12 protein-coding genes are annotated in these 14968 nt (G+C 53.9%); 1 reads left to right on the forward strand and 11 read right to left on the reverse strand.

The annotated features are described in order from the left end of the window. Window positions 1-359: 359 nt before the first annotated feature. From recO to LKE08_RS13275, 11 genes are all read right to left on the reverse strand, one after another. Window positions 360-1229, reverse strand: a complete 870-nt coding sequence (gene recO / locus LKE08_RS13225) for a DNA repair protein RecO (RefSeq protein ID WP_324704700.1) — start codon at window positions 1227-1229, stop codon at window positions 360-362. Then, window positions 1226-1915 (reverse strand): deoxyribose-phosphate aldolase, encoded by a 690-nt coding sequence (gene deoC / locus LKE08_RS13230; protein ID WP_324704701.1) that lies wholly within the window; start codon window positions 1913-1915, stop codon window positions 1226-1228. Before deoC ends, recO begins: the two co-directional genes overlap by 4 nt. 51 nt (window positions 1916-1966) lie before the next feature. Beyond that, entirely contained in the window at window positions 1967-2428 is a 462-nt protein-coding gene (locus LKE08_RS13235) for a restriction endonuclease (RefSeq protein WP_324704702.1), read from the reverse strand. A gap of 107 nt (window positions 2429-2535) precedes the next feature. Beyond that, entirely contained in the window at window positions 2536-3024 is a 489-nt protein-coding gene (locus LKE08_RS13240; RefSeq protein WP_324704703.1) for a hypothetical protein, read from the reverse strand. Window positions 3025-3027: 3 nt separating this feature from the next. Continuing rightward, window positions 3028-3741, reverse strand: coding sequence for an AAA family ATPase (locus LKE08_RS13245; RefSeq protein ID WP_324704704.1), 714 nt, complete (start codon window positions 3739-3741; stop codon window positions 3028-3030). 346 nt (window positions 3742-4087) lie between these two features. After that, on the reverse strand, window positions 4088-4582 hold the full coding sequence (locus LKE08_RS13250) for a response regulator (protein WP_324704705.1): 495 nt from the start codon (window positions 4580-4582) through the stop codon (window positions 4088-4090). Further along, the gene (locus tag LKE08_RS13255) at window positions 4576-6864 is read right to left on the reverse strand and encodes an ATP-binding protein (protein ID WP_324704706.1); all 2289 of its coding nucleotides are present in this window, start codon (window positions 6862-6864) and stop codon (window positions 4576-4578) included. The genes LKE08_RS13250 and LKE08_RS13255 overlap by 7 nt, the downstream gene beginning before the upstream one ends. 554 nt (window positions 6865-7418) lie before the next feature. Beyond that, window positions 7419-9080 (reverse strand): ABC transporter ATP-binding protein, encoded by a 1662-nt coding sequence (locus LKE08_RS13260; RefSeq protein ID WP_324704707.1) that lies wholly within the window; start codon window positions 9078-9080, stop codon window positions 7419-7421. A 135-nt stretch (window positions 9081-9215) separates the two neighbouring features. Continuing rightward, window positions 9216-12881, reverse strand: coding sequence for an NB-ARC domain-containing protein (locus tag LKE08_RS13265; RefSeq protein ID WP_324704708.1), 3666 nt, complete (start codon window positions 12879-12881; stop codon window positions 9216-9218). Between the two features lie 341 nt (window positions 12882-13222). Further along, window positions 13223-13387 (reverse strand): hypothetical protein, encoded by a 165-nt coding sequence (locus LKE08_RS13270; protein ID WP_324704709.1) that lies wholly within the window; start codon window positions 13385-13387, stop codon window positions 13223-13225. An 80-nt stretch (window positions 13388-13467) separates the two neighbouring features. Continuing rightward, window positions 13468-13758 (reverse strand): DUF2949 domain-containing protein, encoded by a 291-nt coding sequence (locus LKE08_RS13275; protein ID WP_324704710.1) that lies wholly within the window; start codon window positions 13756-13758, stop codon window positions 13468-13470. A 351-nt stretch (window positions 13759-14109) separates the two neighbouring features. On the opposite strand from LKE08_RS13275, the gene LKE08_RS13280 reads away from it, so the two are divergent. Further along, on the forward strand, window positions 14110-14889 hold the full coding sequence (locus LKE08_RS13280; RefSeq protein ID WP_324704711.1) for a DUF362 domain-containing protein: 780 nt from the start codon (window positions 14110-14112) through the stop codon (window positions 14887-14889). The last annotated feature ends 79 nt before the right edge of the window (window positions 14890-14968 follow it).

Raw genomic sequence — 14968 nt, forward strand, 5'->3', positions numbered from 1 at the left:
AAACCCTTATAGAAAAGCCGTTTCAGTTTCCGACTCCCTAATACCGACTGCCGAGGACCGCGCGCAGCGCTATAACCCGTAAACTTTAGCTGTCACAGCAATAATATCAAATCCGGTTATCCCCTCCTAAACCTCCCCAATCATCTGAATATGATTTGATCGGGTAGGGACCCCTGGCTTCCGCCCTCCGGAATTGATTCCCAAGCGGTCTTGATATCCAACCCGTTTTGTTCCGGGTATTCAACCGGATTTGTGGTCAATTATCAGGATTTGATATGAGAATGCGATCGCCGTCTTCGGAAATGGGCATGATTAGGATTTTGACCCTATTAACAATTAACAATTAATAATGATTGATTTTAGCCGGAAGCCGCCAGGTAAGTATCGATCAGAGACGCCGACCGGATCGATCGCGCGAAATGATATTCTGCATAGCGTCTCAACAGCCGTTCCACGGCGATCCAAGCCTCCGAATGGTGGGCGCCCCAAACATTCCTCAAATCGGGTTCCGCCAACTGTTGTAAAATCGCCAACCGGTCCGCCGCCAGCCGCGCATCAATTCTGACGGGCACCGTATCCGTCAAATAGCGTCCCGTCCCCTCCGCGACGCGGGATGAGGTGCGATTACCTGATGTCGCCGCCAGTCCCGCCAAATTCACGATCCCCCCCGAGTCGATACTGAACCCCGCCACCCAATTCGGATCGGCGAAATTCGGGATCAGGGGATGTTGGGTGATGCAACATAACTGGACCTGGGGGGCAATTCCCGCCAATGCCAGCAGGTGGAAGATGCCGTGGGTGAGGCAGGCGACGATGGCGATCGCATTTTCCGGCGTGGGAAGATTCGGAAGCTGTTCGAGGCGGCTCAAATGTTCTTCTAAGAGTAGGAATAATTCCGCCTGCGGCTGTTCGCTCAACGCCTGACTCAGCACCAATTCCGCCAAATATTGACCCGCCGCCAACTTGCCCAAATTCTTAGAAAGTCCGCTGTGGGAATTGACGATATCCGCCTGGGTGATTTTGTCGAGCGATCGCCCTTTCGCGATCAAAAATTGGTTGACCACAAATAAGCCAATCCGGCCCCCCAGGCGCGATCGCGACTTCCTCGCCCCCGGCGCCGCCACCCGGATCAGGCCCAATTCCTGCGTCAAAATCGTCAGCAGGCGATCGGACTCCCCCAACGGCGTCGCCTTCAGGATGATGCCGGTAACTTTATAAGTGCGATTCATTCATTCTCGTCCGTTTTTTCTGTATCTCGCTGGCGGATCAAATCGACACCCCGGGAAGTGCCGAGTCGCGTCGCCCCGGCCAAAACTAATGCGATCGCTTGTTCGTAGGTGCGTATCCCCCCGGACGCCTTGATGCCCACCTGTCCCCGGGAGACTTCCTTGAGCAACCGCACGTCCTCCACCGTCGCCCCGCCGTACCATCCCGTACTGGTTTTCAGGAAAGATACCCCCGCTTCCATCGCCAATTCCGCCGCCAACCGTTTCTCGGCGTCCGTGAGCACCGCCGTTTCCAAAATCGCCTTCACCGTCGCCCCGGTTTCTTCGCAGATTTCCGCCAATTCCCGGTGTACCGCCTCGGTATCCCCCGACTTCAGCAGGCCCAGGTTGATGACGACATCCAACTCCGTCGCCCCGTTTTCCACCGCTTCCAGGGCTTCGTAGAGTTTGACGGCGGAGGTCGTCGCCCCGCAGGGAAACCCGATGACGGTGCAGACTGCGGGGGTTTTGTTTTGCAGAAATTCCCGCGATCGCCGCACGAAACAGGGGAAAATGCAGACGGAGGCGAAATGGTAGCGATCGGCTTCCCCGCAACACTGGTCGATCTGCTGGGGGGTGGCGGCTTGATTTAATAGAGTATGGTCGATCAGGGGGGCGATATCGATGTCGGGGTGGGATTCAAATGGCATTGGGTCGAGTGTTTGGGAGAGTACGGGGCGGGCGATCGGGGTCGCCGACGCTCACGGGGCAACATCACTGATTATATGCAACTGCGGCAGATCTTGTGATGCCAACTGAAATTTGTCCGAGCGGGTGTAAATATCTTCCAAACTGAGAAGGTGATAAATGAATTGACCTTGTTGAATTTCCGGATAACTTTTCAGACGTGCCAAAAAGCCACTATTTTTTCGGTCAATGTAACCGACTCCAGCCAGCATAATTCCGATTTGAGCTTCAGACTTTTTTAAACCCGCATAAAAATTGTCGGCAAATTCGGCACCGAGGGGATGCTGAGAGAGTTTGCATTGGAAATAAACGAAGCGATCGGCCACCCAACCATAACCGTCAACCAGACCGTCTGCCCCTCCGGGACCCGGTGTCAATCCCAGCATTTTAGCATAGGCTTGTCCGGCTCGTTGTTTGGCTTCGGGACTCGCCCTCGTTTTGCTATTAATAATTGCCCGCAACTGCACTCCATCCATATATCAGATCCGCTTGTTTGACCACCAATCGATCTTCCCCCAGCTCCCCGTGGGGGCAACCGTCTCGAGTTGCCCGATGTTTGAGTATTGAACCGGATTTGATATAACTACCCTATTTTATTGAGTTCGATCAATCGCAGGTATAAAAACTCGATACCAAGAAATGCACATTCGGAGACATCAGACAGCAAGTCTTGCTGTTTGAGTTCCTCAACAACGTTTCCACTCAACTCGACAGGTTGGGTAAAATGATCGGAGTCAGGAATTTTCTCTTGTGGATAACCTCCGATCTGTCGAATTTCAATCTGCTTTTGTTGAGCATAAGAAATGATCGACTGAATCGAAGCGTGTATCAAATCATCTGTTGCCAGACCCAAAAAATTGATCAGATCTGTCAATTTATCATTCATGGCACGGGGAATTTTGACAAGTACAGTGTTTTCTGTCATTTCAGAATCAGTAGCTGTACGACTTTCACGATTTTGATGGGCAATCTCATGGGCTCTTTGACTCGGACCGTTCATTGTGTCCTTGACAGTGGAAGCTCGATCTGAGGATACAGGTGTATTGACAGGTTGATGATTTTGAGTTGACATAATTTAGTTGACCTCCGGTATTTTTTTGTCCTTAATTAAGTTAATGAAATAAGATTTTGTGTCCGCCAAATTGGGATATTCCCAAATCAGATTTTTTTCCTTCAAAGCTTTGCGGATCTCTTTATCAAGAGATTGCATCGGCACACAAATTTCAATCTCAATATCAGAAAATAGACGAATATCTACCTCGGCTTCTATTTCCTCAATTTCAAGTCCCAAAGGGGCAATTTTAACGGTCGGATTATAATCAATTCCAGAATCTCGCTGAAACCTAATTTCACGTTCTAAGTCTTCTAAAAAAATCGGGATATCTTCAGTGGCATGGGACTGTGATTCGGCAATGGGGACGAGGAATATATCTGGGAGGGTGTTGTCCAGAAGTGTCAGGGCATCTTCGGGGGGGGCATCAGCATCGATTACCACAAAATTGTACTGTTTATATTCTCTTTTGGTGATTGGCTTAAATCGAGCTCCTTTGGATTGGGGTGGATTCCACCATAAGTCTAAGCGATGGGGAAAAGATAACCTGGCTTGATTTGGACTCGGCCGTTGTCCGGCAAAAAATTTCCAGGAGTCCGGCCGAGAATCACAGTCCATGAGAAGGACTTTTCCGGGGGTTTGCTCGGTCAGGATGCGTGCAATATGGACGGCAACTGTTGTTTTCCCAGCTCCTCCTTTGGTGTAGTTGCACAAAATGACGCGAGTTTTCCGATCCATAATTGTTTTGGCGACTCAGTGGGTAGGTCTAAGTTGAATTATAGCGCTGCGCGCTGGGGTGTGGGGTGTGCTCGGTGGGGTGTGGGGAAGGGAAATCCCCTTTTCATCAGGGTTTCGAGGTTTTTCCCCCTCTTCGGAACTGTAAACACGCGAGCGCTCATTGCTATAGATATCGTATCAATTATACCCATCTGCTCTATTTTACTTCCTGGCACAATCAATGTCAACTGGTTCGGCATTCCATCGGAGGCAATATTATCCACCGGCCAGGTGGATTGACAATTGATGAAAATGATTGGTTTGGGCGCGTCTTTCCCGATTTCCTCGACTATTAAAAATCGAAAAACTAAAATTGTCCGTAACTGGGCAATAGGGTCAGTTGAAACCAGTATTTAAACAAGACTTTGACGGTTTCTTGCATTTCCGATAGGCCCATCGGTTTGAGGATGTAACTGTTGGCACCGTACTCGTAACAAGATTGGATGTCGTGGGGACTTCCCGATGTGGTCAAAACGACGATCGGCAGCATCCGCAATTTCGGGGTTTGTTTGATGCATTTTATGATTTCCCGGCCGTCCGTCCCCGGCAAGTTCAAATCGAGTAAGATGGCTGCGGGTAAAGCCGCATCCAAGCTTTCATATTCTCCTTCGCGCCGCAAATAATCCAACGCTTCATCTCCATCTTCAAAGCGCAGAAAGTTGTAAGTCGCGGGGATTTTTTCTTCCTTGTACAACTGGCCGGCTATCCGCATAAAAGTATAAAAATCTTCGTCGCTATCTTCGATTAAAACGACGACCGGATGGGTGAGATCGTCCCACGGGGATTCAAGGAGATTTAACATCGATCGCTATCTGATTCTAAAATGATATTGAGATGGGACTGGGGTAGGGTAAATAAAAAGGTCGTGCCCTGTTTGTAGACGGATTCGACCCAAATTGTGCCGCCGTGTCGCTCGACAATTTTCTTGACGATGGTTAATCCGGCGCCGGTTCCCCCGCCGTATTTGCCGGCGGCGTGCAACCGTTTGAAAATGCGAAACACCGATTCGAGATGGCGATCGCGGATGCCGATGCCGTTGTCTCGGACGTAGAGCGTCACCATTTCAGATTCCGGAACCGGGGATTCCTGCCAGCCGATTTCGGCGAATTTTTCGCTATTATTATTATACTTGAAAGCGTTGGAGATCAGGTTGGAAAAAATTTCCTCGATCAAGACGCGATCGCCCCGGACGGTGGGCAGCGGTCGGGGGATGGAAATGGTGCAGCCGGACCACCGGGGATTCATCTGAAATATTTCGACGCTTTCCGAGAGCAATTGATTCAGGTCGATGGGTTGCATTTGCAGTTCCTGCCGCCCCAGCCGGGAAAACTTCAGCAGGGAGTCGATCAGCGATTCCATCCGCTTCGTCAGCCGCACCAGGGTCTGCAATTTTTCCGCCCCGTCTTCTTGCAGGGCATCCTGATAATCTTCTAACAAAAATGTGGCGTAATTGTGAATCCCCCGCAGGGGTTCTTTCAGATCGTGGGAGGCGATGTAGGCAAACGCATCCAGTTCGCTGTTGCTGCGTTCGAGTTCACAATTGATGTGGGCTAGTTCGTCCGCCTGCCGCAGGACGATATCGACGATCGCCTGTCTCAATTCTACCGCCCCTTCAATTTCGCAGGGCAGCCAGGGACTCGACTGGTGGCGGACGATTTCTTTCCAAGCCTCGAAGGACTCGCGGGGAAAAATGGTCAGACTGCCGTCGGCTTCCACCCGCTTCGGTTTGTCGGGATTTCCCGCCCAGGTGACGGTTTGAACCATTTCGGGGCGGAACCAGAGGACGTACCGGTGCTGGATTTTCGAGATCGCCATCGCCAACAAACCGCTGGCAATACCAGAATAAGTTCGAGCCGCCGGGTAGAGCTCCGGCAGGGAATTCGTGACGAACAAATCGCGATCGAAGCGATCGCTCAACCAGTCCACCAGGGGCGAAATCTCCTCCGGGGCGGGGGTTTGACCGAACGGGGCGATCGTCTCTTTTTCGCAGACGATGACACCGGAAGCCCCCGTCAGTTGCAAGAGACTTTCCGGGTTAGCCGTCAGTTCCGCGACAAAATCCGCCGCCCCCGTCAGCCGTTCCACAAACTGGGCTTGGATGTCCTTCAGGTGCAATTTGTACGTCAGATTTTCGTTGGCTTCTTTCTGCCCCAATTCCGTGGACATCAACTGTCCCAAAAACTCGGCGTGGGTGCGGATTTCGTAGGGGACAAATTTGGGGGTTTCGTGGTGGCAGGCAATCAACCCCCACAGCCGATTTTGGCGGATCAAAGAAATGGACATCGACGCGGCGACGCCCATATTTTTGAGATATTCGATGTGGATGGGAGACACCGATCGCAACACGGAATAACTCATGTCCAGGGGCGCGGAAATCTCTTCCGTCCCAGCCAGTAACCCGACGGGTTGATAATTCACGTCGGGAATCAAACGCAGCCAATTTAAGGTGTAGAGATATTTAGCCTGTTTGGGAATGTCGGAGTCGGGGTAGTGCAGGCCCAAAAAGGGATCGAGATCCGCCTTTTTATTTTCGGCGATCACCTGACCGTCTCCGGCCTCGTTGAAGCGGTAAATCATGACGCGATCGAACCCGGTGAGGTTGCGGACTTCCCCGACGATCAGATCGCAGAGTTCCGCCAAATTTTCGGTTTTCTGAATTTTGCCGAGGGCGTTTTTGACCGGGCGGTAAAATTGGAAAAAATCCCCATTCTCGCCGCCCTGCGCGGGTTCGAGTTCCAGCACGATATCGCCGCCTGGGGTGCGGTGGACGATGCCGTTGAAAGACCGGGAAAAACCGGACGCCGCCGCGAATTCCAGCCCCAGGGGATTGGCTTCCTCGAAGTTCCGCTCTAAACAGCCGCAGATGGCTTTGATACCGCCACCATCCAGCAGTTCTTCTAAAGGCCGATCGCACAAATCCGCCGGGTCGATGCCGAGGATTTTATCTGTATTTTCGCTGACCTGAATCATCCGAAAATCGGGTTCGGAGAGGACGAATAACAGACCGTGGGGCTGAATCGCACCGGGAATCTGGATCGGTTCGCGATCGCAGTTGGTCAGGTTGACGGCTTCCATTTCATTCATTATCCTCGGTGCGATAATTTCCCATTTCTCACTTTACCTGAAAGAAGGCATTTTGGGGGGGTGGGAACCCGAGCGACACCCGCAGAAGCGAATTTTTTTTTAAAAAAATTAAGAAATATTAAAATTTTCGCTTTTTTTTGGGAAAAGGGTTGCTTTTGGGCTTGACTTTTCCTATAATTTTAGATAATGGGAATATTGACAAAAATAATATTTTGGCAACCACTCCCATTATGGGGGTTTATGTCAATAGTTTACCGCGAATCGCCACCCCCTGTCAACCCCATTTATATCAAATCCGGTTGAATGCCCGGAACAAAACGGGTTGGAGATCAAGACCGCTTGGGAATCAATTCCGGAGGGCGCAAGCCAGGGGCCCCTACCAGCTCCAATCATATTCAGATGATTAGAGAGTTACATCAGATCCGGTTAATTGCTCAGACATTGAGAGGATCGAGAATTTGGGGAGAAAGATGAACAATCCGACTCCCGACTCCCGACTCCCGACTCCCTCGATCTCAGTTGTTTTGTGGTCAATTATCAGGATTTGATATTAGTCATCCCGTCATCCGAGTCAGTAAAGGAGCGGCGCCGAGGAGAGTTTGGGTGTAGGGATGTTGGGGATGATTAAAAATCGCCTCAGTTTCGCCGAGTTCGACAATTTTACCGGCGTTCATCACCGCGATGCGATCGCACAAAAATCGCGCCACCCAAAGATCGTGGGTGATAAACAAATAAGTGAGATTAAATTCCCGTTTCAAATCCAACATCAACTGCAAAACCTGGGCTTGGACGCTGGCATCCAACATACTCACCGGTTCGTCACAGATCACCAACTTGGGGCGAGTAATCAAGGCCCGAGCGATCGCCACCCGCTGCTGTTGCCCCCCCGAAAGTTCTCGCGGGTAGCGGTTATAATACATTTCCACCGGCTTCAAACCGACGCGATCGAGCATTTCCAAAACCCACCGCTTCGCCTCGGGCAACGTCGCCATTTTGTGGATCAAAAGCGGGTCCGCGATGCCCCGCCCCACCGTCATCGTCGGGTTCAGACAGGCATTGGGATCTTGAAAAATCATCTGCATCTCGCGGCGGAGCGATCGCACCTCCCGGAGGGATAACGGCGTCAGATCCCGCCCCTCCAATTCCACCGTTCCGGAAGTGGGGCGCACCAACTGCAAAATCGTCCGGGAGAGGGTACTTTTGCCGCACCCGGACTCCCCCACCAGGCCGAAAATTTCCCCCGGAAACAAATCGAAACTGACATCATCAACCGCCCGGATCGATCGCTTTTCCCGGGAAAACAACTGCTCGATCAATCCCCCTTCCAAACTATAATATTGTTTGAGATGTTCCACCCGCAACAGGGGTTTTTCAATGTCCGGTTTTTGCCGGTTATCTACAATTTCGATATCTTCCCTTTCCGATTTGCCGTGGACGTGCAGAGCCGCCTCCAAAAGCGATCGCGTATATTCATGTTGGGGAGACTTCAACACCGCATCGGTTTCCCCGATCTCGACAATTTTTCCCTCATACATCACCGCCACGCGATCGCAATATTCCCCCACCATCGCCAAATCGTGGGAAATCAACAAAATCGCCGTCCCCCGTTCCCGACACAATCGGGTTAATTCTTGCAAAATCTGCGCCGATACCGTCACATCCAAACTGGTGGTGGGCTCGTCAGCGACGATCAGTTTCGGATCTAATAATAACGCCAGAGCGATCGCCACCCGCTGCCGCATCCCGCCGCTGAACTCGTGGGGATATTGGGACCAGCGGTCCGCCGGAATCTGCACCGCTGCCAACGTCGCGATCGCCCGTTCCTTGGCCCCGGACCGGGAAAGCTGCGGCTGGTGGGCTCTGAGGGTTTCGATGCAGTGTTCCCCGATGGTCATCAGGGGGTCGAGGCGCGTCATGGGATCTTGAAATACCAAGGCCACCGCCTCCCCCCGAAACCGCCGCAACTCCTCATGATTCAACTCAAAAACCGACTTGCCCCCGAACGTCACCCGCCCTTCGATATGGCTGGATTCCGGCAACAACCGCATCGCCGCCCGCCCCAAGGTGGACTTCCCGCACCCGGACTCCCCCACCAGACCCAGCCGTTCCCCCGGTCGCAGCGTCAAGGAAACGCCGTCCACCACCCAACTCGGCGCGACGTCAAAACTCGGGTAAGCCACCCGCAGGTCTTCGATACAAAACAGAGAATCGGACATGGAAAATAATTGATAATTGATAATTGATAATTGATAATTAATGATTAATAATTGATAATTGTCAATTTTTCCCTACACCCCACACCCTACACCCCACACCCTACACCCCACACCCTACACCCTACACCCTACACCTTAATTCTCTGCGTCATCGAGATCGATCGCACCCAGAGCCTTCAGAGTAGCCCGCTGGGCGGGGGTGATGCCGGTGACGCCGGTGATATTCATGCCGTCATAGGGTTTGTCGGTGCGGAGGATCTGCAGGCATTCCCCCGTCGCCACGTCCCAGATCCGGATCGCCTGGTCGTGGCTGCCGCTGGCCAGTAGGGAACCGTCGGCGTTGCCGTGGACGGACCAGACGGGGCTGGTGTGGCCGGCGTAAGTGCCCGCGTTCTCCCCGGTTTCGATATCCCAGAGACGCACCGTCAGATCGTCGCTGCCACTCAAGCATAATTGACCGTCCGGACAGATGAGCAAACCCTGGACGCGATCGATGTTGCCCTCCCAGGTGTGGGTGCAGGTGCCCGTCTCCAGGTCCCAGAGTTTGACGGTGCGATCGTAGCTTCCCGTCGCCAACCGGGCGCCGTCGGGGGCGAACATCAGCAGGTGGATACGGTGGGTGTGGCCTTCGAGAACCCGGATACAGTCCCCCGTTTCGACATCCCACAGGCGGGCGGTTTGGTCGTTGCCGCCGCTGGCGAGTCGGCGGGAGTCGGGGCTGAATGCGATCGCCCCCACCCAGCGATCGTGACCTTCCAGGGTCTGCAGACATTCTCCGGTCTGCACGTCCCACAATTTTACCGTCAGGTCGTCGCTGCCGCTGGCTAATAGTAAACCGTCGGGGCTGAACGCCACCGCCTGGACGCGATCGCCGTGTCCGTGGAGGGTTTTGAGACATTCCCCCGTCCGCACGTCCCACAATTTTACCGTCCGGTCGTAGCTGCCGCTGGCCAGGGTGCGGCCGTCCGGAGTGAAGGCGACGGACCAGACCCAATCCCCGTGACCCGGACACCGCCGCAGACAGCGGCCCGTTTTCACGTCCCAGATCCGGACCCGGCTGTCGTCGCTGCCGCTGGCCAGGGTGCGCCCGTCCGGGCTGAGGGCGAAGGACCAGACCTGGTGGCGGTGTCCCCGCAAGGTCCGCAGGCGTTGGCCGCGATCGATGTCCCACAACTGAACCACCTGTTCTTCCCCCCCCGTGGCGAGATATTGCAGGTCGGGACTCAACGCCAGGGAGGAAATTTGGGTGTCGAAGCCGGGGAGGGTTTTTTCGCAGTATCCCTTGCCGACGTGCCAGATTTTCACGGTTTGGTCATCGCTGCCGCTGGCGAGGAGGCGGCCGTTGTCGCTGAAGGCCATCGCCCAGACGGAATCCTGGTGGCCTTCCAAGGTGTGGAAACACCGGCCCATCTGCACGTCCCAGAGGCGGATGGTTTGATCGTCGCAACTGCAGGCGATCGCCCGCCCCCGGGGTGAGGAAATATCCTCTTCAAACTGGCGGGAAACCACGAATGTGACCGTCCAATTCCAACTGCTGTCCCCCACGAACGTCCGCTCGCATTTCCCCGTCTCCACGTCCCACAATTTCACGGTGCAGTCTTCGCCGCTGCTGGCGAGGGTGCGGCCGTCGGGGCTGAAGGCGAGGGAGCGGATGCTGTCCTCGTGTCCGCATAGCTGGCGGATGCAGGTTCCCGTTTTGACATCCCAAATAGCGATGATTTCGTCGTCGCCGCCACTGGCGAGGAGGCGGGAATCGCAACTGAAACAGACGCAGGAAACGCCCCCGTCATGGAGGGAGAATCGGTTCAGACAGTCGCCGGTTTCGACCCGCCAAAGTCGGACGGTGCGATCGTCGCTGCCGCTGGCGAGGAGGGTGGCGTCGGAGTTAAATGCGATCGCCCGCACCCGGCCGACTCGCCCCTGAAAAGCCCGCAACTGTTGCCCGTCTTCGACACTCCAGAGGACGATGCGCCCCTCGCCGTCTCCGGTCGCCAATTTTCCTTCGATTCCGAGGGCGACGACGAGGGAATTTCCCAGAGTTTTTGCGAAGACGGAGCGGCTCAAATCAGAGCCGGAAAAATTGACATTTTGCAGGTTCGCATCTTGGAGGTAAGCCTGCCAGATCGTCAGGTCGGAAAAATCATAATTTGCTAGGTCGATATCGAATTGATTGCAGAGGTTGATCAAATTGCCGCCGGCGTATCCCATCCGGTCGTGTTGGGAAACAGAAAAATGCTCGATTTCCGGTCGTTTGATTTGGTCGAGTAGGCTGTTAAATTTGCGCTCCAGTTCTCTCCGCAGCGGGTAGCGATCGGCGAGGCGGCGGACGATGGGTTGCAATATGACGCGGTTTTGGCTTTCTAAAATATAGTCTTTTGCCTGGGATTTGAGCAGGGCGTAGCGGTTGAAATTGACTAGGTTTTCGGACTGGAGTTCGGCAACGGTTTGCTCGATCAGCCGCTCGATCATGTATTCCATGACCACGGGTTGTTGGGTGAAGCGGGTGGCATTTTTTTCGATCAGCGATCGCCGGCTCAGGGATTCGAGGGCCTCGATAATTGACCGGGGATACATCAGGGACAGCAGGTCTTTTTGGAGCTCCGCCATCGTCACGGGCTCCCGGTTGATCGCCAGCCAGTACATCAGTTCTTGTTCCACCGGGGACAGGCGGCTGAGTTGCTGTTCCAGAAGATCCCGGATGTCCCCGAAGATGGCGGTTCCCTGGTGGATTTGGTCGAGAAAAATGCCGATATCTCCCCCGAAGAGATCGCAGATGGTGGTGGTGACAATTTTGATGGCGAGGGGATTTCCGGCGTAGCGTTCGATCAGGGGGCGCCATTGTTCGGGGGAACCGGAAATTTTTTTGTCTCGGAGGATGCCGTGGCAGTCTTCCGGTGGCAATCCCAGCAGGGGGAAGGAGCGGATCGCCAGGTTTCGCCCTTCCAAGGCGGCGATTTCTTTGGGTTTTTCGCGGCTGGTGATCAACAGACAGCTTCGGTGTTGGCTTTCTCCGATTCGTTTGAACAGTTCGCCGTAATTTTCGTAGCCGGAATGGTAGCGTCCGGCCCGATCGCCCCCCTGTAAAATGGATTCGGCGTTATCTAAAATCACCAGACAGTGGCGCGATCGCAGACACTCGATCAGGACCGAGATCTGGCGGTAGGGGTCGTCGGGCAGGTTGGCGGACACCTCGTCGCACAGAAACCGGATCAGATCCTCGAGAATTTCCGTCAGCGGGGGGGCATTTCGCAGCGATCGCCAGATCAGATAGTCGAATTCGCCCCCGATCCGGCGGGCTAACTGCACCGAGAGGGAGGTTTTGCCGATCCCCCCCATCCCCAGTAGGGCGACGATGCGGCAGTTTTCAGCCAAGATGTAGCGTTTGAGTTCGCCGAGTTCGCGATCGCGCCCCCGAAATCCGGAAATGTCCGTGGCTTCCCCCCAGTCTGCGGCGGGTTCGCCGCCGTCACTCGCCGGGGGAGGGGGTAGGGCGCGATCGACGGGCGCCATCGGTGGCTCATTTTTCTGTCCCCACCGCTCCACAGCCGTCCGAAAGTTGGTTTTGCTGACTTTTTCCTGAAACTCGTCGGACAAAATTTTCCACAGTTTCGGCCCCACGTCCCGTTTCAGGTATTCCGGCGTGCAGCGATACACCAAGGCGATCTCGTGATATTTCTGTCGCTGCCAGGTGCCCTGAATGACCGCTCGTTGGGCGTCGCTCAGGTGTTTTCCGGTTTGGTTAAAAACCGCAGTATCCGTGATTTCGAGCGCCTCTTCAAAATCCATGGTCGAGGAATGCATCCGAATTTACTTTAGTTTAACCTGAAAAATTGTTTTTTTTTGCTCTCCGAGTTGCGCCACCACCGGACTTTAAACCCCGATTTTTCGAGAGTTGCCGGGACTGCCGTCCCGGCGAGTCGGCTCCGTGCCGAGTCGAACCATACAAATTATACCGATGTTTTTCGAGCACTCCCGATTATTTTTAATGGGTCTGCGATTCGGGTAGGTCGGACTTTTAAGCCCGCTATTTTGATCGATCAAGATTTTTGCTATAATTTTTATCGGCAAATGTCCTCCGACTTCGCCACCGGTTCACCGGCTCCTTTTTCCTCAATTCTTAACAAGGGCTTTTGGCTCCCCGTTTAGAGTTGATGAATCGGGCGATCGCTAATTTTATCTGGGGAATCTGTTGGCACTTCTCCCCAATCCCCATCGCCCATATCAGTCCGAGAAAGGGCGTGAAATACAGTCGAGTCCCCCCAAACGCTTTGAGAGGACTCGTCAACGGACGCGATGATGTTTGACATGGTAGATAACCCTTGTTAACCCATGCAGGTTTTTAAATCTCCTTTAAACAGACGCTCAACTCGGAAATTTCAACCCGAAGCTAGGCGACGTAAGATGATGACGTCAGCGGCATCGGATTTCGGGTCGCCTCCCGAGACGGGGACCCGGACTGATGCTGGGATTTCAGATCCGGGGTGTTCCCGAACTGTTCGAGCCAATCAAAAATTTTGTCCAATTGTTCTAACGTCACCAGCCCGTACTGCCACAAAATCATCGGGAGCTGGCCTGATTCTTGCTCGGGGTGCCGGAGGGCCATTGCGATGGAGGAGGCGGGGATCGCCAATTCCCAACGTAAAAACTGGATCAACTGGGCTTGTTTGGTGGAGATCATTGATATTTTCCTGCATGAATGTCGAAAAGGATTTGAAATTTGGGATATTAACTGCCAGAACGGGACTGGATGTTAATTTCCACCGTCCTAATCTTAGCGTCTAGAAAGGTAAGTTCAGTGACAGAACACACCTTAAGATTGTGATTTATTGCAGAAATTTCAGTGATCTTGGTCACGCATTGGTATCGGTGTCTCCAATCCCTCAATCTCTGTCCCGGGGGTGATTCCAAAAGCCGCAGATTCGGTTTTTGCGTAAGTTTATCATACCCGCTTCTCGACCCACCTCGGTATAATCACGGAGATTTTTTTAACAAAACTTGACGTATTGAAGATTCATCAACTTTTATCGCGATGATGATTAATTCTGAAGTGTGCCGGACGGAGGTGACGTCCTTCGCCTACCGCCCCCCCCAATCGGCTTTCGGCGCCCGCCGGATTCTCGTCAAACCCAATTTGGGCTACCCAGTCGGCCCCCCGGTGACGGTGAGTTTGGGCGTTTTGGGGGCTGTGTTGCGGGGGTTGAGGGCCGCGGGTCCCACCGCCGAAATCGCGATCGTCGAGGGGGTCTGTTCCCCTGTGTCCCTCCCGGAAATCGTCCGCCGTCTCGGGGTGGAATCGCTATTGGACGCGGGAATGGTGATTTTGGACGCCGACACCCTGCCCCTGGCAGAATACCCGAATGTGTCCCCCAAACCCGTCAGGTTCCCCTCCATGTGGGCCCCGGCAATGTTGCGGGAGGTGGACTCTCGGATTACCGTCGGTGCCCTGAAACGCACCCATTTGAAGGGAGAACCACTGATTTCGGCCTCTGTGAAAAATCTCTACGGCCTGTTTCCGCGATCGCACTACCGGGCCAGAAGTCCCAATTCCCGGGGACAGCTTCACCGTCCGTCCGTGCCCCGGGTGTTGCAAGATGTCTATTTCTGCATCGGACATCTCTTTGACGGGGCGGTGGTGGACGCCGATCGCAAATTGATCAGTCCCAATTGGAAACCCGATCGCGGCCAAACCGTGGAGGTGGGCCAAGTGTTCTGGGGCGACGACCCCATCGCCGTCGATCGCCTCGCCTGCGAGGTCGCCGGGGAGCCGGTTCCGGACTATTTGGAGGCGATTGAAGAAATTAGGGTGTAGGGTGTAGGGTGTAGGGTGTAGGGGCGAATGGCGTTCGCCCTCCGTATATTTTCCAAAAAAATGGGCAACCCGAGATTTT

It is taken from the genome of Lyngbya sp. CCY1209, from assembly GCF_035615495.1.
Taxonomy (GTDB): Bacteria; Cyanobacteriota; Cyanobacteriia; order Cyanobacteriales; family Microcoleaceae; genus Limnospira.

Coding starts and splice junctions, on each gene's coding strand:
- recO (WP_324704700.1), bottom strand. CDS start 1,229: ATGAATCGCACTTATAAAGTTACCGGCATCATCCTGAAGGCGACGCCG.
- deoC (WP_324704701.1), bottom strand. CDS start 1,915: ATGCCATTTGAATCCCACCCCGACATCGATATCGCCCCCCTGATCGAC.
- LKE08_RS13235 (WP_324704702.1), bottom strand. CDS start 2,428: ATGGATGGAGTGCAGTTGCGGGCAATTATTAATAGCAAAACGAGGGCG.
- LKE08_RS13240 (WP_324704703.1), bottom strand. CDS start 3,024: ATGTCAACTCAAAATCATCAACCTGTCAATACACCTGTATCCTCAGAT.
- LKE08_RS13245 (WP_324704704.1), bottom strand. CDS start 3,741: ATGGATCGGAAAACTCGCGTCATTTTGTGCAACTACACCAAAGGAGGA.
- LKE08_RS13250 (WP_324704705.1), bottom strand. CDS start 4,582: ATGTTAAATCTCCTTGAATCCCCGTGGGACGATCTCACCCATCCGGTC.
- LKE08_RS13255 (WP_324704706.1), bottom strand. CDS start 6,864: ATGAATGAAATGGAAGCCGTCAACCTGACCAACTGCGATCGCGAACCG.
- LKE08_RS13260 (WP_324704707.1), bottom strand. CDS start 9,080: ATGTCCGATTCTCTGTTTTGTATCGAAGACCTGCGGGTGGCTTACCCG.
- LKE08_RS13265 (WP_324704708.1), bottom strand. CDS start 12,881: ATGCATTCCTCGACCATGGATTTTGAAGAGGCGCTCGAAATCACGGAT.
- LKE08_RS13270 (WP_324704709.1), bottom strand. CDS start 13,387: ATGTCAAACATCATCGCGTCCGTTGACGAGTCCTCTCAAAGCGTTTGG.
- LKE08_RS13275 (WP_324704710.1), bottom strand. CDS start 13,758: ATGATCTCCACCAAACAAGCCCAGTTGATCCAGTTTTTACGTTGGGAA.
- LKE08_RS13280 (WP_324704711.1), top strand. CDS start 14,110: ATGATGATTAATTCTGAAGTGTGCCGGACGGAGGTGACGTCCTTCGCC.